The organism is Aeromonas sp. QDB34 (genome assembly GCF_027705405.1).
Classification (GTDB): domain Bacteria; phylum Pseudomonadota; class Gammaproteobacteria; order Enterobacterales; family Aeromonadaceae; genus Aeromonas; species Aeromonas hydrophila.
In genome coordinates this window covers 24,354-42,267 of record NZ_JAPDBT010000024.1, presented here as the reverse complement: position 1 = coordinate 42,267, position 17,914 = coordinate 24,354, and the positions used below count along the sequence as shown (strand labels likewise).

General features: G+C 53.1%; 13 protein-coding genes. 4 read left to right on the top strand and 9 right to left on the bottom strand.

The features are described from left to right. Window positions 1–76: 76 nt before the first annotated feature. The 9 genes from OKC29_RS20310 to OKC29_RS20270 all read right to left on the bottom strand — a co-directional run bounded on the left by OKC29_RS20310 (window position 77) and on the right by OKC29_RS20270 (window position 7,321). Window positions 77–397, bottom strand: a complete 321-nt coding sequence (locus OKC29_RS20310) for a hypothetical protein (RefSeq protein ID WP_103828373.1) — start codon at window positions 395–397, stop codon at window positions 77–79. Between the two features lie 11 nt (window positions 398–408). Then, on the bottom strand, window positions 409–672 hold the full coding sequence (locus OKC29_RS20305) for a hypothetical protein (RefSeq protein WP_103828374.1): 264 nt from the start codon (window positions 670–672) through the stop codon (window positions 409–411). A 38-nt stretch (window positions 673–710) separates the two neighbouring features. Continuing rightward, window positions 711–980: a hypothetical protein gene (locus OKC29_RS20300; protein WP_128345047.1), complete on the bottom strand. Its 270-nt coding sequence runs from the start codon at window positions 978–980 to the stop codon at window positions 711–713. A gap of 349 nt (window positions 981–1,329) precedes the next feature. Next, a complete protein-coding gene (locus OKC29_RS20295) occupies window positions 1,330–1,731 on the bottom strand; it encodes an H-NS family histone-like protein (protein WP_103828375.1) in 402 nt (133 codons plus the stop codon). 609 nt (window positions 1,732–2,340) lie between these two features. After that, window positions 2,341–3,126, bottom strand: a complete 786-nt coding sequence (locus tag OKC29_RS20290) for a hypothetical protein (RefSeq protein ID WP_194760746.1) — start codon at window positions 3,124–3,126, stop codon at window positions 2,341–2,343. A gap of 2,495 nt (window positions 3,127–5,621) precedes the next feature. After that, window positions 5,622–5,924 carry a hypothetical protein gene (locus OKC29_RS20285; protein WP_103828378.1) on the bottom strand — a complete coding sequence of 101 codons (303 nt, stop codon included), beginning with the start codon at window positions 5,922–5,924 and terminating at the stop codon, window positions 5,622–5,624. Window positions 5,925–5,937: 13 nt separating this feature from the next. Beyond that, entirely contained in the window at window positions 5,938–6,315 is a 378-nt protein-coding gene (locus OKC29_RS20280; RefSeq protein WP_103828379.1) for a hypothetical protein, read from the bottom strand. Window positions 6,316–6,341: 26 nt separating this feature from the next. After that, a complete protein-coding gene (locus OKC29_RS20275; RefSeq protein WP_206618415.1) occupies window positions 6,342–6,755 on the bottom strand; it encodes a hypothetical protein in 414 nt (137 codons plus the stop codon). 248 nt (window positions 6,756–7,003) lie between these two features. Then, window positions 7,004–7,321 carry a hypothetical protein gene (locus OKC29_RS20270; RefSeq protein ID WP_103828380.1) on the bottom strand — a complete coding sequence of 106 codons (318 nt, stop codon included), beginning with the start codon at window positions 7,319–7,321 and terminating at the stop codon, window positions 7,004–7,006. Window positions 7,322–8,705: 1,384 nt separating this feature from the next. On the opposite strand from OKC29_RS20270, the gene OKC29_RS20265 reads away from it, so the two are divergent. The 4 genes from OKC29_RS20265 (at window position 8,706) to OKC29_RS20250 (ending at window position 17,725) form a co-directional block, all read left to right on the top strand. Continuing rightward, entirely contained in the window at window positions 8,706–13,712 is a 5,007-nt protein-coding gene (locus tag OKC29_RS20265) for a DEAD/DEAH box helicase family protein (RefSeq protein WP_134695596.1), read from the top strand. Window positions 13,713–13,876: 164 nt separating this feature from the next. Beyond that, entirely contained in the window at window positions 13,877–15,631 is a 1,755-nt protein-coding gene (locus OKC29_RS20260; protein WP_167576737.1) for a PRTRC system ParB family protein, read from the top strand. A gap of 289 nt (window positions 15,632–15,920) precedes the next feature. Beyond that, entirely contained in the window at window positions 15,921–17,075 is a 1,155-nt protein-coding gene (locus OKC29_RS20255; RefSeq protein ID WP_103829025.1) for a DNA polymerase III subunit beta, read from the top strand. Between the two features lie 125 nt (window positions 17,076–17,200). Further along, window positions 17,201–17,725 (top strand): hypothetical protein, encoded by a 525-nt coding sequence (locus tag OKC29_RS20250; RefSeq protein ID WP_134695594.1) that lies wholly within the window; start codon window positions 17,201–17,203, stop codon window positions 17,723–17,725. The last annotated feature ends 189 nt before the right edge of the window (window positions 17,726–17,914 follow it).

Below are 17,914 nucleotides of genomic sequence, written 5' to 3'. Positions count from 1 at the left end.
AAATGGGGGGGGTTTTCTGAACGGTCTCGAGATAGGAGGAAAAAAAACCCGCCAATTACTTAGGCGGGTTCTGGGTTTATGTGTTTTCCATCTGGCGTTGTCGCTGATGGATTCGGCTTGGCGTGAACTGACCAGACCATACAAGCCCGGTGTCTATCGTGACCTCTTGCCGTATCCTGATCTTCATGCTCTCACCGCTCATGTCTTGGATCGTCTCAAGTAATCTACTCTCAACAGAGTGCAGGAACTCGAGATCCCTCATAGCAACTTTGAGTAAGGCTTTCTGTCGTTCTTCTCGCAATTTTGCCTTGCGATTTCGCATTTCAAATATGCATGGGATCGCGACAGCGATAACGGCGAAGAACCCAGAAATCAAGGCCACTGTGATAGTTTCCATAGTGCCCTTCCTTAGTATTCATCACTCATGATGATTGTTGTGGTGCTGCGGTCTGCCTCAGTGATAACCCATATCCTACCTTGGCCTTTATCAGCCGGCAGGCTGGATAGAACCCTCTCATCATTGCTGATAGCATCAAGGTTCTTAAGTCTCTGTGCATGGCTCCACAATAACCCCTCTCGATGAGCGTCAAGCAAAGCTGATGACGATATGCCCAGGCGTTCAAGTGTTTCCATAGCGACTGGAGTGGCACCGCACGTTCCTAAATTAAACATTTGTAGTTCCTGTTTCTGTGCCCTGGAGGCTTAAATTGTTAAGCCGCCTTCTCTGCAAGCGCGTTCGCAAGCAGCAAGGGCCACGCAGGATCGACACTGTTCAATGCCTGAATGACTTGATCAGCATCTAAAACGCAAGATGTGAATGTTGAATTAAGTTTGTCTATGTCTGCGGCCGGCGATCTCACAACTGTTCTTATGAAGTTGCATCCTTCGCCTGGGTTCACGCTTGCATAAACGTTGGATTCCCCCAGCCTTACAAGCTGGCCAGTAGAGATAAGTTCTCCAGTTTTGGTTACTTCGAACATGATTATGCCTCGTTGAATTTGGTTTTAATCCCGGGTTGGTGTTGGTCACGAGTGACACATTGCGGACCGAGTGCCATAAGACAGCCTTGGGCTGTTTCTGCATGTACGCTGACGCCGGAGAATAACCGGTGAACGGACATGCAGAATCAGCCTACGAGGGCTTGGGTGATGGATCACAGGTGGAAGTACCTGCAGAGTGCAGGTAGAGTTGATGTTGGTGCCAGGCCGGGCGGCCTGTCCCCACGTAGGCACCGAGGACTTATACAGAATAACCTAGCGGACTAATATCTGGCAATCTGGTACAGATTTAAAAATTGATGGCCATGCATAAATGGCATGGCCATCACATTCAGATGAGGAAATCGTCCAGCGAGCGCCCTTGTGCTATCTGCTCAGCCAAGTGCTTCGGGGTGCGCCCCTGACCTGTCCAAGTCTGTTCGTTTCCATCAACAACATAACGATACTTGGGCGGTCTCGGAGCGCGTTTTTTCTTTTCACTAGAGTTTACGCCTGAAGCATCCCCGACAAGTTCTTTGGGGTCGATGCCGGCCTTGGCCAGCAACTCCTGGAACTCTGCCAACTTACTCATTCGTTCTGATTGAGCAGCCTTTTCTTTGTCTACTTGAGTCTTACGTTCCAAGTACACCAACTCGAATTTTTCGTGGGCCTCTTGTACTTGTTCAAAGGGCAGATCTCGAAGTGCTGCCCGGAGGCTTCGAATATTCAACAGCATTTTCAAAAATTCTTGCATGTGTGATCCCTACTAAAAAATTCAACGGAAAGAAACTAACTATTAATGCTCAATAATTGTCACTCTCCGCTTACCCCATTCTGAGAGTTGTCTATAAACGACTGCGCATCAGCTTTAGATTATATTGATCTCATAAAAATGAAAATGATATTTTTCATGTTTCGGATACTCTGAGTATTTTTTCTACCCCCACATCACCCATCATGCCCCCAGATTGGTAACTTTGGCTATATGATCCGATTCCACCCCGGCAGTGGCCCGCGGCGACCAAGACGGAACAACCGATTGGCAATAGCACTGAAGACATACCGCACTGGTTGGTAGCCTTAGAGCAAGCCACCAGAACATAACTGCGGTGTTCGAGCCCTACACTTGACGAATCACTGGTTGGCTGGGCCGCCGCAAACACTTGTGCGACGGCTTAGTTCCACAGCAATGCTTTGCGGCACCCTTGAGCCACAATGGGCCGCGACTTGCAAGAGCTCCCCTACAACCCAAACTGAATAATCTGCTCTGGTGGCGGTTAATCTTCAAGAACATCATCAATCTACCCACCAAAGTGCCGACCAACCTAGTGCTGGGTCTCACCCTAATAACCATTCAACCGAATTAATTTTTGTATAGATTGATTGGGCAACTATTTTGTAATTGAGGAACGTCTACCATTCTACGTATTGCCAATCTTGCAAGCGCAAGATTGAATCCGATATCTATATCCTGCTCAGGGTATCGAGCGCCCCTCAACTTTATAACTACATTTAAATTACTACCGGTTGTGAACTCAGACCATACGAGTGTATCTTGCTTACAACCAAAATAGTCCAACAGGGCTATTACATTCTTAGCATAAACACCCTTATAATTACTAATAGCAACTGCATCGGCGAAGTGTTTATATGCTTCAAAGTATTCCCCTTTCTCAACTCCCAACCTTCCAATGTAGCTATATGATGCAGCTAACCCCTCATGAGATAAAGTTTTGTCACCAGAACTAAACTTAATAAATTCAACAAACTGCTCCGACTGAGTTTTTGTCAGTTCAAACTCATCCAGATTAACCATGGCCGGCAAATTGACAATAATATTTGCGTCATTTTTTTCCATTCCTGAAAGAAATGCTTTTTTGGCTAACTTTACCCACTCCAAACGCTCTTCTGTTACATAACAAATCCGGGATGAAAAACGTTCACAGTTTGGTTCCATAACATCAAGCATTCTTCGCTCATCAAGATGCTTTATTAAGGCATTTCCATAAACAGTTAAATTGATTGCATTATCCATGCTTTGATTGTGGTACTTATCAACAAGTCTCACTCCCTCATAATCTGTGTCTTTGCACCCGCAGAGAACAGCACCCAGGACCACCATACAAAAAGTAATCTCAAATTTATTCATATTTCCCTACCATTCCTTCATACATAAGTAATTACCGATAGCACTACGCTTTTATCGTCCATGCTCTCTTCGATATAATCTGCATGAAAATCCGAGCTATCTTACAAATAAAACTCCCGATCCTCATGGGGACCTACGAGTATGCTTGGTGCAGAACTATCAGTGCTGATTCTCCCGCTATTTTGTCTAATGCAAGGCTGTCATCGACTCAACACCGAGTTATTCAGGGCACCGGCCTGTTAGTGCTCCAAGCATCCCACGGGGGCCTTGTTCCACTTGTAATACCGGCACCACCCAGCCGGTACTGGCCAACTTGAGCGCCGAGCTCGCAGCAGCCCGGGGCCACCTGATGCACAGACCCGCCGGACCCAGTACCGGCACAACCCCGCCGGCAGTGGCCAACCTTGGCGACGAGCTCGCAGCAGCCCGGGGCCACCTGCAGCACTGACCCACCGGACGCAGTACCGGATCCACAGCCAACCTAGACGCCGGGACCGCGGAGGCCCGCAGCCACCTACGGCACCGGCAACACCGGACACTGCGCCAGATCCCCCCGCCAGCTGTCGCCACCCTGGCACCGAGAGCTCGGCGGCCCAACTGGCGCAGCACCTGATCACCCTGCCGGCACTGGCCACCTTGGGCGTCGAGCTCGCAGCGACCCGGGACCACCTGCAGCACAGACCCAACAGACGCAGTAACGGATCCCCCGCCGGCAATGGCCAACCTGGGCGACGAGCTCGCAGCAGCCCAGGGCCACCTGCAGCACTAACCCACCGGACGCAGTACAGGATCCCCCGCTGGCAATGGCCAACCTGGGCACCGAGACTTCGGCGGCCCGCAGGACGCTGCACCGGCCTCCCACCCGGTCGACGGCTACTTTGGGTGACGATCTCGCAGTAGCCCAGTACCACCTGTTACTCCTTCCCACCGGGCGAAACACCGAATCACACGCCGGCTGTGGTCACCCTGGTCGTCGGACTCCCAGCGGCCCAGGGCCACCTGCTACTCCTTCCCACTAGGCGAAGCGCCGGGTCACCCCGCCACCGCTGGGTAACCTCTGCCCGAAACCGCAGCGACCCGAGGCCACCGGCAGCACAGACCCGCCGGACCCAGTACCGGCACCACCCCACCGGCAGTGACCAACCTGAGCGCTGAGACCGCGGCGTCCAGGGGCCACTTGCTGCACCGGCAACACGGGGCGCACAGACCCGCCGGATGCAGTTCCGGATCACCCGCCGGCTGTGGCCCCCTGGGTGCCGGCTCGCAACTGCCCGGGGCCACCGGCTACACCGACCCAACTGGCGCAGCACCTGATCACCCAGCCGGCAGTGGCCACCCAGGGCGTTGAGCTCGCAGTGGCCTGAGGCCACCGGAAGCACAGACCCGCCGGATGCATTACCTGATACACCCCGCCGGCGGGACCGCGGAGGCCCGCAGCCACCTGGTGCACCGACCCCCACCCGGTCGATGGCCACCCTGGGCGCCGGCTCGCAACTGCCCGGGGCCACCGGCTACACCGACCCAACTGGTGCAGTACCTGATCACCCCGCCAGCAGTGGCCACCCAGGGCGCCGGCTCGCAGCTGTACGGAGCTACCTGCAGCACCGACCCACCGGACGCAGTGCCGGATCCACCCCGCCGGCGTTGGCCACCCTCGGCGCCAGGACCGCGGAGGTCCGCAGCCACCTACGGCACCGGCAACACCGGACACTGTGCCAGATCCCACCGCCAGCAGTGGCCAACCAGGGCGACGAGCTTGCATCTGTACGGAGCTACCTGCAGCACCGACCCACCGGACGCAGTACCGGATCCACCCTGCCAGCAGTGGCCACCCTCGGCGCCGGGACCGCGGTGGCCCGCAGCCACCTACGGCACCGGCAACACCGGACACAGCGCCAGATCCCACCGCCTGCAGTGGCCAACCTGGGCGACAAGCTCGCAGCAGCCCGGGGCCACCTGCTGCACCGGCAACACCGGACACTGCGCCAGATCCCACCGCCAGCAGTGGCCACCCAGGGCGTGGAGCACGCAGCGGCCCGGGGCCACCTGCAGCACAGACCCACCGGACGCAGTACCGGATCCACCCCGCCAACAGTGGCTACCCTCGGCGCCGGGACCGCGGAGGCCCGCAGCCACCTATGGCACCGGCAGCACAGACCCGCCGGGCGCAGTAACGGATAATAAAAATCCGCCTCAAGGGGCGGATTAGGTTTTTCCAATTTCAATAAGTGGTGATCAGCGCGGTGCCCGGCAGCATCTTGACGCAGTTGGTGACGATAGGGCGTTGAGGTTCAATGGCCTTACCTGCCTCCTGCATTGACTCACCAGCCTGCTGCAAGGCCTACAACAGTCGTCGATAAGCCTACGTAAGGGCAAGGCAAATACTGTTATCCATTCGGTCGGCAAAGCGTTCTGCCGGGTTTCTGCACTCGGCCAAGACGCCAGTACAACGGAGCCAAGCGCCATTTGCTTGATCTTCATTGGTGTTTTTTCTCTTACTTACCAACTTCGACTTGGGTATCCGAAATCAGCTGCTGCATTTCTTCGATATGGCGGCGATCAGAGTCGTCTAGTTCGGTGCTCTCGGCCAGATAATCCAGATCTTCGGCCAGCCTGAAAGTCAAATTCTGCAACGTGGTAATCCGGCCCAGCGCCACAACCTGAGCCATCGTCAGCCCCTCCCAATTTGACCAGGGACATTCTGCAACAGGGTGCGCCCATGTCTCCCCACTCAGGGTATCCGGCCCATTCCGGGGCTCTAGCTTCGCCCCACAACAACCGCAGTTCTGTTCAGCCATGCCGTATTCCCTCTTACTCAAGCCGCAAACGTTCTTGCGCCATCATTAGCTCATATCCGCTGATCCGATCTACCCCTTGAACATCACGTTTGGGTGATCGAATTTCCTTACCGTTAACTGTGCCCGTCAGTATCCACTGTCGAAGCTGGCCAAGCGATAGGCCCAACTGCTTGGCTGCATCGTCCATGCGCCATGAATACTTGAGAAGTAGATCATCTGCTACTTGGTCAAAATTCCCGGCCAGCATCCGTTCCAGCGCACGACGAGCCAAGCCCTCAGCAATGTCTCCATAGCGGGCAGTGTTGTAAGTAACCCGCAGCCCATTGTACTGCGCCTGCCACTGGCCTGTTGCGGCCTTAAAGGAGAGTCCTTTAGGGAGTCGGTCGCTCACGGTTCCTTTACCTCAATATGACGGGCTTAATGAGCCCACGACTGCGCGTTATATGGAGTCTCCAGCAGCTCACCACGAAGAATGCAGTCCCCTAAGAACGCAGCCCTCGATTCAACCCACTTCACCTCCTCTGGTAGGCAAGCTGCGAGGTCAAACATGCAATAGAGATGGCGTTGCCGGTACGTATCTTTTTCAGATTTGAGCCCATCACGTAAGGCTCGGATGCTTTGAACAATGATCACTTCTTGCCCGCGGTGCAACACGGCTACTCCGCATTTTCGTCCCAACCGACCCAGCTCAAACTGGTCTATGGCACCATCGGCGTAATCCAGTTCAACGATGCGGGCGGCCTGACCTTCAATCAGCTTAAGTGCAACTTCTTTGCTACCCGCTTGCAGAATATTCATCGTTTTTCCCAAGTAATCATCACTCAATGTCATTTGTGGGTTCTTTACACCAGGCTCTAGATGTTCCAATGGCCACCACCCCCATCACTACGCCTGCCAAAAACACGCATAGAAAGGTCAAGCATAAACTCTCATATCTAATTGATATATCGACCAAAACAATCAAAGAAAATATCGCAATAAGAACTATCAATCCAGCTATCGGATGTAACCTTATGCCTAAATTTCTAACCGATGTTGGTTTACCATATTGTTTAAAGTTCAACCCCATTTTCCCTCGATCAGTTGCTTGTTGCTGCGAGCATATCAGCCGCCATGACGTTAGCCAGCTCGGGAGCCAATACTGTAGTGGCGCTGATCAGCCTGTACTCGCTCGTCTCATACTCGCTCGGCCAGCCTACCAGTTCGGCATGAACCTTGATAAGGCCGGACTTCGACAAACCAGCGCCGAGAGCTTCAATAAACTGCTTGTCGCCATCCTCGGCTATATCATCAAGAACCATCTTCCGCACATCCGCGTCATGTGATGACACCTCAAGAACGGCACCGGCCGACCAGCTCACACCAAGTGCTATCAATGCTGTAAATGTCATTTCCATGGTCTTTGATTCCTTGCTTTCCAATCAGCTTGCTTTCGCGTAAGGAGCCGGTGGTCTCCCCTTTCACGTATCTTCGACATTGCCGGTTCTTTGTAAAGATGCACACTCTACTTGTGCCGGCATTGTGTGGTTTTCACACAATGGCCATCAGTTTCTCAGTGCTAATTCTCCCACTGGTTTTACCAATGCAAGGCGGCCGCCCCTTCAACACAGGTATTCAGGCCGCCGACTTCGCCGGACGCTGTGGACTTGATCTCTCAACCAGCTCGGCACAGGTCCGGGGCGATCCAGCCCTACCACACCGGCAGCGTAAACGCTGAACATCGATTAGCTCGGTGGTCCATTGCCACCTGCAGCCACTGGATGCTAATCCATATCACTGGTTGAGGTCGTTCTTAGCTCCGTGCACCAGATCAATGACACCAGAGCTGGCCGCTCTGGAGGCGCAGTAAGCACCATCGGATAAAGGTTCCCGAACTCTACATTCACCCCGGCAAGGGCCCTCAGGTCACCAGCCGTGTCGACCCCAAATATCAAGCCGGTCGGCAGCTCGCTTCCACCTACAGTGCTAGCAGCGCCGAACTATACACCTGACCTCCGGAACCAGCCCTAACCACTCTGAACCTACGTACCAGCTCAGTGGTACCGGCGTGCCCCCTTGGACGCTGAGCTCACAGCGGCCCAAGGCATGTCAGATCCCTCCCCTCCTCTCGGCCGAAGCGAGCTAAACCGGAGCCCTGGGTCCCGAGATCGGCATGCACACCGACAAAAGCCCACAACCATCCCCAGGCCCCTCCGCTCACCGGCACCGGTGCAGGTCTCCCAGGACGCCGAATCCACTGTGGCCAGGGGTCCGTAACATCTGGTCCTTCAAGGGTACTGGGTCCAGAACTCGGCAAGCACACCAACTAGATCCCGCCACCACCATTGCAGGCCCCACTAAACACCTGCACCGACCCAGGATCCGTTGAACACTTCGCACAAGCTCACTGGTGCCCCCTTCCCTGAAATCAACCAGTAGGCATCCCACACCAGGTCACCAGCCCCGACGCTAGCCGCTCAGGGGGTGCCTTGAAAGACGCCGTAGCACAGAGGCCCGAATTCAGCATGCACACAGACAAAAGCCTGGGCCTAGCACACGAGTGAGATCTTCCGGGCCACTTGCTGTACCGCGAGCACATTGATAGTGCAGGCCAACACCAATCAGAACTGGGGGCTAATCAGGCGTGTGTTCAGGAGGCTGTGACTGGCGGGCTCGCCAGTGAATACCTGCAACTTGCTGACGGAATGGATTTGCCCGTCAGTGCGCTCATGGCGCCAGTTGCATTGCGAAGATCTGGGGGATGATCGAAGTAAGCAAAAAAATCGTCTACGGGTGCTATAAATGTCCTTTTTGAACGCAACGGCTTTCCTTGATTACTTGTTCTGCCCTCCCCTTTCAGGGCACAAAACAACCGTCATCGCAAAAACGGTGTCCCAAAAAATCAGGTGCAATATTGAAGCGATCAAAATTGTAAAGCGCTGCTTGGCTGATGGCTCGCTGGCTGTATCTGACGTCGAGCGTGATGTCCTTACTCAGTATACCGGATGGGGTCAACTATCAGGACTCTTTGAGCCAGAACACCCCCAGCATGCCGAATTGAAATCGCTAGTCACTCAAGCAGAATTCGCTGCGTTGGAAGCATCTGTATTGACCTCCTATTACACCTCCGAATGGATTATTGATGCCATGTATCGTGCCGTGGCACGCCTGGGTGTGCAGGAAGGTCTATTACTCGATTTCGCTACAGGCTCAGGTAAATTTTTGGCGGGGCGCCCAGCGACTCTTTCAGCGATGAAATCCTTTGCTGTTGAGTTGGATGGCCTGACAGGGACTATCGCCCGCCTGCTGAACCCTGCAGCCAAGATCTATGTCAATCAGCCGTTCGAGCAAGTAAAGCTCCCGAATAGTGGCGACTTTTCCCTAGTTATTGGAAACCCGCCATACTGCTCTGTTCCTGCCAGGGATAGAGCATTTGGCACTCTTCCACTACATGCCTACTTTCTGATTAGGGGGTTGAGCGAACTGCACCACGGCGGGCTAATGGCTGTTGTCGTATCAAGCTGGGTAATGGACTCGAAAGATAACGATGCGCGGCTATCTCTCTCGGCCAGGGGAAATTTGGTTGCAGCCTGTCGTCTGCCGAATTCGGTGTTCAAGGGTGAAGGAGCCAACGTTGTTACCGATATTCTGGTCTTTCAAGCCTGCCAGCACCCGGAAGAAAACCCTTCATGGATCGACACCGTAGAGGTCAACGACGAAGCAGGCTCGGCATATCGTGTGAATCGCTTGTTTGTGGATCGTCCTGAACTCGTCGCCGGCAAAATCTCAGCTCCTAGCACCTTCAATGTGTCTTGCAACGTTGCAGACCCTGGCCGTGATCTTGCGAGTGTTGTAACTGAAATCCTCGATATCCAGACTTCCAACCCCTTATTTTACCGTAAGTCTACGGTTCCAGTTGCAAGGAAAGGCGTCATTTCTGCCCCCGCTGGTATGAGCGATGTTGGGCCATATGAGTTTTGCCAAACTCCGGCGGGCGAGTTGATGCGTCGAGTGGCAGATCATGTTGATGAAAACGGGGCTAAGGTGCCCACGTTCCAACAGTGCGAGTTTAAATCAGCCAAGGATAGGCTGCGTATATCGGCCATGCTGAGAGTTAAGAGGGTCTTGGCATCACTCATCAACGCAGAGCAAAGCAATGCGCCAGACACCAGCTTGCGAGCTATTAGGGCTGATCTTAATGCAACCTATGACCGCTTTACTGCCGACTTCGGTCCGTTCCACGCCTCAAAAAACAAATCTGTACTTGGGGAAGATCCGTGGTATTACCGCTTACGTGCTCTCGAGCTGGACTACATCGCACCGATCAGTACCACGGTTGCCGAAAAGGAGGGCATCGCAGAGCGTAAAGAGCAATGGAGTAAGGGGGATCTGTTCACCCGCCGCGCAATCACTCCGTTGATCACTCCCAGCTATGCCGCGAACCTTGCCGACGCCGTGCTAATTTCCGTGAGCTACAAGGGTGAGGTCGATCTTTCATACGTTCGGGATCTGGTCGGCTTTAAAGGGACAGACCAAGAACTTTTGCATCAGTTGGCCGAACAATCTCTGGCATTTGCCGAACCAGATAGTGGCAACCTGGTCATTGCTGCAAAGTACCTTTCAGGTTACATCCCCAGCAAGATTGAGGCTGCACAAGGAGCGGCCGAATCCGACCCTCTGTTTGCTATCAATGTTGCCAAACTGCAGCGAGTCATGCCCTCCCCCATCAAGGCGGTAGACATTTTTGCACCGATGAACTCCCGTTGGCTGCCTAACCATTTCCACGCCGATTTTATCCGCCATCTGGTCGATCAGCCCAAATTGAATGCACAAGTTACCCTTATCGACAACGAGTATCATGTTTCGCATGGCTCTCTTCCTCAAACCGTCTTAACCTCTGAATGGGGTACGCAGCGCCGCGATATGACCACCTTGCTCATTGCGCTTTTGAACAATCGCGCGATTGAGGTACGCGATCCACATCCGAGCATATCTAATACGACTGTTCCGAACCCGGACGAAACAATGGCCGCCCAACACAAAGCAGAGGAAATTAAGGCGGCCTGGGAGTCGTGGGTGCTGGATGATTCCGAACGCCGCAACGAAATTGAGCTTGCTTATAACGCACATTTCAACGGCTTTGTTGCCCCAAAATATAATGGCTCACGCCTGCCTTTAACTGGTAGTGCAGTAGACCTATATCACACACAGAGAAACGCCATTGCTCGGGTCATTCATGAGTCGTGCACTTTGATCGATCACGCTGTCGGCGCCGGAAAAACGTTCACAATGATTGGCGCGGCAAGCGAACTAAGACGCATTAATAAATATGAGCGTGTAGTGCTGGTCGCGCCTAATCATCTTGTTGCTCAGCATGCCACCGCTGCACAATTTATTTTCCCTGGCATGAACATCTTTGTGCTCGATAAAACGATGATGACCCCGGCCACACGCCGCACAGCCTTAGCCCGCCTTGCAATGACAGACTTCGATCTATGCATCATCCCGCTGAGTGTGTTCGGGCTAATCCCAGCCCCTCACGATCTCTTAGTCGAAATGTTGGAAGCAGAGATTGATGATCTTCACCGGTGTTTGTCGGAGCTGAAAAATGAGCGGTTATCTGTACGCCGGATGCAGACGCGGATCCAGCGCAAAGAAGCAGAACTCGAAGAACTGGTGAACAAACGCACTGATGAAATGCTCGACTTTGCTGACCTAAGGATCACAACTCTAATCATTGATGAGAGCCAATTCGGTAAGAACCTAAGTTATTCTTCATCCCTGCAAAGCGTTGCCGGCATGGGCCAGGCATCAGGCAGTAAGCGTGCCTTTGATCTATTTATCAAAAGCCGTGCTGTTCTGCGTGCCGGTGGGCGATATGTTGAGGCTACCGGAACACCAATCCTCAACTCCGTTGTGGAAGCACATCGACATCTGCGAGTGATGGCCGAAGATTTTACTCAGTCAGCAAAGCTGACCCACTTTGACGCATTCAGTGCAGTTTTCGCCCAGCCAGTGACAGATTATGAATTGGCGGCGTCCGGGCGCGGCTACAAGATGAGAACTCGAATTAGTACATTCACAAATTTGACAGAGCTTCAAGCTATCTACTCAAGCTTCGCTGATGTAGTTACTTCTGAGCAGTTGCCTAATGTCTTGCCAAAACTAGCTGATGGCCGCAGTGCTATACCTCCCCTCACAGGGGGCAAGATCATCGAGCTGGTGATTGAACCCAATGAGCACCAGGAAAACGGCTTCGCCGAAATCGTCAGTGCATATTCTCGAGTCGATAACCGGGAGAACAACCCCCTTAAACTGCTCAACCGGGGGCGAATGCTCTCTCTCGATGCTCGGCTTGTGTACCCAGACGCACCGGACTACCAGGACAGCAAAATTAATACCGTAGTGCGCTACCTGCTCGAAAAATATCAAACGACAACTAGCGTTCGCGGTACTCAGATGGTCTTCATGGATCGCAGCATTCCCGCTCGCCATCGTGCCGGAGCTTCGAAAGAGTGGGCGGCAATATTCAACCTTGCTAGGCAGGGCGATGAAGAAGCGTTAGAGCGTATTGAAGGCCTAGACGAACTCGAACTTACCGCCATGGTCTGCAGTTCATTCAGCCTCTACGATGAGCTGGTAGAAAAATTGGTTGAGGGTGGCGTCCCCCGCAACGAGATCGCAGTGATCCACGATTACCGGACGGACACCAGAAAGGAAGCGTTGCGTGACATGATGAATGAGGGGCAGATCCGAATTTTGCTTGGCTCTACTGAACTGGCAGGCTCTGGGCTCAATATCAACCGGCGTTTGGTTTCGTTGGTTCACTTCGATCTCCCATATCGGCCCGGTGATTTGGCGCAACGAGCTGGCCGCATTGAGCGCCAAGGCAATCTGTTATGGGCGAATGACCCCGAGTTCACCATTGATATTGTTGTGCCAATCACCCGTCGCTGTCTTGATGCTTGGCAACTGGGTTTGCTCAACACCAAGCAGCGCTTTATCAGCCGTTTCCGTCAACTCGATAGCTCAGTCCGGCACTACACAGAGCAAAATGAAGCGATTGATTATGCCGAGTTAAGCGCCATCGTAGCCGATGACCCGCGAATCCTGGCTCATGTCAAAGGCAAAGCAAAGCTGCGAAAGCTTGAGGCAGCCCGGAATAACTGGTTCCGGAATCGCGTCAGATTGGACGACCAGGCACAATCCCTTGAGCAAAGAAGCGCAACCTTGGCGACCAAAATACAGATGATTCGAGCCGATGCAGCTAACATTGCGGCCACGGCGGATGAGTTGTTGATCACTGTGGATGGTGTGACATATGAAAAAATGGGGGTGGATTCGACGGCTACAGATCGTCTAAACATAACCGCCGCCGCCCCGGCTGTCGGTTCAAAATATGGCAGACTGAACTACCGTGCAGATATTGGCAGTCAACACGACATGGCTACTTACCGGGGGGCTACTCTGGTCTATGAAAAGCCGTATTTCGCCAAGTTGTGCTTCGCCACCGAGTTCACAGTTCGCGGCCCCTCTGGTCATCACTACGAGCTGAGAAATTTAGAGCGCAATAGCATTAACGCTGTGATGGCCGCCTTTGTCGTGCTCGTCGATACCTTGCCGCGCTTACCAAACATAGCCACGGCCCAAATGGCTACTTGGACAAAGAACGCTACCGACTATCGCACTGAGGCAGCGAAGCCATTCAGCGCCCAAGCAGAGCTTGATGAACTGATCCCATTTTTGCGGCAACTTGAAAAGGAATTGGCAGATTCAGCCACACATTCAGTAAATCAAATGGCCGCTTGAGGAATGATGTACCCCCCCACCTGCTGACAGGGGGGTTGTTCATTGACGAAAGATATTCGTCTGCTATTTGATAGCCCCAACTAATGATTATTGGTTTGCCCTCCCTTGCATTGACCGATGCCGTGGGATCATAACCCCATTGAAACCAGAATGGGGTTATGAACATGAACGCATTGAAACAAGGCGCCTCCAACCACACGGATGATTCTTTGGTGATGCTCACTGTTGATCAGGTAGTCGCAGCCCCCTGGGGCAACGTCCGTCGCGGCAGCCGCAACAATACCAAGTGGACGGATTTTCTCGCTGATGTAAGGCTGCGCGGGATCATCCAATCGGTGACGGTTCGCCCCCATCCAGAAGTGGCAGGTGTTTTCGAGCTGTTAGCAGGATATGGCCGTTGGGATGCCGCCAAAATTGTGGGTTGCCCGCTCCCCGCCCTTGTCGTCAATTGCAGTGACTCAGAAGGCGTTGCTATTGGCATGATGGAGAACCTGCAGCGGGAAGACATGGGGCCGGTTGATGAAGCCCACGCAGCACAAACGGCACTAGCTCTATGCAATGGTGATTACGAAGAAGCCCGTAAGCAACTCGGTTGGTCGCTGGGTCGCCTCAAACAGCGCCTGCATCTTACTCGCTGCACTCCGGCAGTGCTTGATGCAATCTCAGCCAAATTGGTTTCACTTCGCCATGCCGATTTGCTCGCAGGTATCAGTGCTGAGGCGCAGAACGCTCTGTTGCCCTCAATTACTGAGAAAAGCCTTAGCGTGGATGCGCTCAAAGCCTTGCTTGGTAAAGCCTCGGCACCGATTTCCTCTGCGCGTTTTGATGTAGGAGATTGCGCCTCCTGCATTCACAACAGCCAGCAACAATCCAGCCTGTTTAATGAGTTCGCTGTTGTTGACGGGGCTGTTTGCCGGAATCTTGTGTGCTTTAAACAAAAAACTGCAGCTATGGTTGCGGCCCGCAAGGGCGAACTCGCCGAGCGTTACGGCACCATCATTGTTCTATCCGAAGTGTCCCAAGGTTCGATTAACCATGTAAGCCATGACACCGTTGGCGCAGAGCAGATGTTTGATGGCTGTTTACCTTGCTCGAAGCGTGTTGCATTGCTCGATGACCGCATTGATACCGCAGGTGATGTGCTCGAAGATCGTTGTACCGACCCAGATTGCTTCAAAACGTGTGTTGCGAAGCACTGTGATGCAGTGGCGGAAGCTGCAGAAATCACTGAACAGGCGAACTGGGCGGCGGGGATTGATCCCGCTCTCACCAATACAGCCCAACCCTTGCAATTGGATGACGGGAATAAGCAGGCTCCCAATGTGCCCAAAAGAAAGGCTGCCGATAGTGATCCCGCTACCTCTTTGAGTAGTTCGGTGGTTGCAGACCACAAGATAATGCTAAGACGCGCAGCCGTTGAGGCGTGGGGAAGCGACGCAGAGGCTTCACAGCGTTTCCAACTATCAGTTGTTTTGTCGAGCCTTTTGTCCGTTGCTGGCAAAGCAACCTTTGGACGCGCCCTGCCGGATACCATTGCTGATAGCAGCAAAAGTATTGAGGCGTTGCGAAGCGAGATCGCCAGTACCATGAGCTTTATCGTCGAGCGTTTGGACGGCACCGGCTACTGCCCGATGGTGGACGTTATGATGGCCACTCTCCCCCACGCTCCTAACGCTAAGGAGAAGGCTATAGCCCAATGGGTTCCCACACCCGAGCGACTGAAAAGTTACACGACAGATACAATCACCTTCATCTTGAAGGAGTCCGGCTTCTTGACTGCCTATGAGGCTGCCCACGATGCCAAGGCACTGAAAAAGCTTATCGGTATGAACAAAGGCGATCTTATCAAGACAGTTGGCTCCTTTGAGTTCAGTTGGTCAGGCTACGCCCCCAGTTTTTACTTTAAGGGGTTTGAATAGTCCCTCTCCCCTCCCCCGCTTAGTAGGCGGGGGAACACCCCTTTATGATCCCCTATGCTTATTCCACTATATGTCCTGTTCCTGGTAGCCCTCTAGCGGGGTTGTAATCTGCTAGGATTCGCAAGGGTGACAATATGCTCAGTTCATCCGGTCCGGTACAATTGTAGGTTTTGTTTTCTTCCCTTACTCCAATCCATCAGAGTATTTCTGCAAGGTGACCTACCTGATGGGCACTTGCATTATCAAGTAACAGCGTAAGTTGACTCCACGCACCAAGGAGACAACCGTTATGATGGAATTTACCTTTAAATCCAGTTCATCTTTTACCGACGCAATCACCTTCGTTGCAGCTCATGCAAAAGGGAGCATTGCACCGATTCATAAATACCTTCTACTGCAAATAGCAGAGAACGGCGTTCTGTCAGTTCAAGCCACGAATGGTGGTTTCTTTGCTACCCGCATGACGAAAATGGATTCGTTCAGCGGCACGGGCTCTATCTGCGTTGATGCGGCAAAATTCAATGCCATCGTTCACTCGATGCCCGTTGATGCAACCGCAACTGTCAAGTTTTCCTCTGACGGCAATAAATTATCAGGCGTTGTTCAAGCAGGGCGTAGCCGATTCCAGTTAGTGTGCTTATCAGCAGACGAGTTCCCTCAGCCAGAGATTTGTAATAACACCTCTCGCTTTTCCATCCAAAGTAGCGATCTGCTTCCCACCCTGACCCGTCTAAACCGTATGGCTCCGGCTAATGATTGCCGCCCAACGCTCAATTCCATTTGCGTTGAGCTGGACGATACGAGGGCCGTAGTTGTGGCATCTGATGGATTGCGGCTGGCTAAAGGGGAGTTCCCTATCAGCAGTATTAGCGGTGATGTGCGGGGGCATCAGTTGTTGATCCCTAAACAACAAGTGCAGCAAATAATTTCAATGACAAAGATGGGGTGTGAGCTGGTAGTTCTCTTTGATGCTTCACGCCTTGCCATCATCTGTCCGGTACATGGTTGGAAACTACAATTCAGCCTGCTGGAAGGAAAGTACCCCAACTGGCAGCGTGTTATCCCGAATCCCTCTGGTCATGGCTGGGCTGACCTAGGGGTAGATCGGGAATATTTCATTTCATGCCTTGAGAGAGCCAAGATTTTGGCTGATGGTCGCAAACAAACTGTGCGTTTCCAAGTCCAAGCTGGGGAGATCACTATCAGCTCGAAGAACGAAGGGAGCGACGAGGGGGCGACCGAGATCGTCCCCTGTAAGATGCCGTTAGGCTTAGAGAGGGTATCGGCCATCTTCAATGTTGGTTATCTCGTCGATGCTCTGCGCGGATTGTCCGGCGCAATAGTCAATCTGACCATCGATACCTCGGAGCAGAATAGTGCGGTTCTCATGCGTTCTGAAACTGACATTACTGCATTGCAGGTGTTGGCCCAAGTTAAGGCTTGATGTTATCTGACAGCTTGCTTTTGTCGTTCTATTGGGGGGCAAACTAATCGCTATGCCCCCTTGCATCATCCGGTATCGGGTTAACCTAAGTCCACTGAATAAAGAAACAGACCGGAGAAATTTCCATGTTCCAGCCCCTGATTGAATGCCTTTCCACTCGCCTCGGGGTGAGTCAATTCAACCTTCAAGTGTCCGGCTCGGCAGAGTTAACACAGGTGATCATCATCCCCGTCCTCTCGGCTCCTGCGGCCAATGTTGCGGGGGCAGGCTATCAGGAGAGGGGGCAAGCCTACCGTGCTGCCCTGACAACTCCGGTTGTCGTTTCCGCACCTCTAGGTGACATTGATACTCGCTTAGCTGAGATCCTTGACGAGTACGCTCAAGGTCTCTCTGATACATTACGCCAGCCCAGCATCACTGAGCAATTGCAGAAGGCTGTATCTCAAGCGGCGGTCAAGGGTGTTGAGCCGAAGAAGAAAAAGGGGGAAGCCACACATCCAGTGACTGATGGAGCTATTCCAACAGGGGCAGGGGCAGGGGCAGGGGCAGGGGCAGGGGCAGGGGCAGGGGCAGGGGCAGGGGCAGTTCAGGAGAAAGTTGATGCCCAAGCACTTTTTGACCAAGACATTTTGTCCTCTTTGGGAATCTAAGGGGAGTCCATATGCAAACCATCAACTTACTGCGTCGAACCTTTAAAATTGGCTCTGCTATCGTAGATGACCCTGTTCCTGGCCTGCCACTCGAAACGGCACAACAAATCCTATCAGCCACCTACCCACAGGTACGTTGGACAACCTTGTACGAGACCGATGGCCTTCTGGTAGGGAATACCTTGCAAT

What these genes read in the sequence shown, in the direction of transcription:
- OKC29_RS20300 (WP_128345047.1), bottom strand. Translation starts at nt 980, where the DNA reads ATGTTCGAAGTAACCAAAACTGGAGAACTTATCTCTACTGGCCAGCTT.
- OKC29_RS20250 (WP_134695594.1), top strand. Translation starts at nt 17,201, where the DNA reads ATGTTCCAGCCCCTGATTGAATGCCTTTCCACTCGCCTCGGGGTGAGT.
- OKC29_RS20285 (WP_103828378.1), bottom strand. Translation starts at nt 5,924, where the DNA reads ATGGCTGAACAGAACTGCGGTTGTTGTGGGGCGAAGCTAGAGCCCCGG.
- OKC29_RS20310 (WP_103828373.1), bottom strand. Translation starts at nt 397, where the DNA reads ATGGAAACTATCACAGTGGCCTTGATTTCTGGGTTCTTCGCCGTTATC.
- OKC29_RS20265 (WP_134695596.1), top strand. Translation starts at nt 8,706, where the DNA reads ATGTCCTTTTTGAACGCAACGGCTTTCCTTGATTACTTGTTCTGCCCT.
- OKC29_RS20295 (WP_103828375.1), bottom strand. Translation starts at nt 1,731, where the DNA reads ATGCAAGAATTTTTGAAAATGCTGTTGAATATTCGAAGCCTCCGGGCA.
- OKC29_RS20305 (WP_103828374.1), bottom strand. Translation starts at nt 672, where the DNA reads ATGTTTAATTTAGGAACGTGCGGTGCCACTCCAGTCGCTATGGAAACA.
- OKC29_RS20275 (WP_206618415.1), bottom strand. Translation starts at nt 6,755, where the DNA reads ATGACATTGAGTGATGATTACTTGGGAAAAACGATGAATATTCTGCAA.
- OKC29_RS20270 (WP_103828380.1), bottom strand. Translation starts at nt 7,321, where the DNA reads ATGGAAATGACATTTACAGCATTGATAGCACTTGGTGTGAGCTGGTCG.
- OKC29_RS20255 (WP_103829025.1), top strand. Translation starts at nt 15,921, where the DNA reads ATGATGGAATTTACCTTTAAATCCAGTTCATCTTTTACCGACGCAATC.
- OKC29_RS20260 (WP_167576737.1), top strand. Translation starts at nt 13,877, where the DNA reads ATGAACGCATTGAAACAAGGCGCCTCCAACCACACGGATGATTCTTTG.
- OKC29_RS20290 (WP_194760746.1), bottom strand. Translation starts at nt 3,126, where the DNA reads ATGAATAAATTTGAGATTACTTTTTGTATGGTGGTCCTGGGTGCTGTT.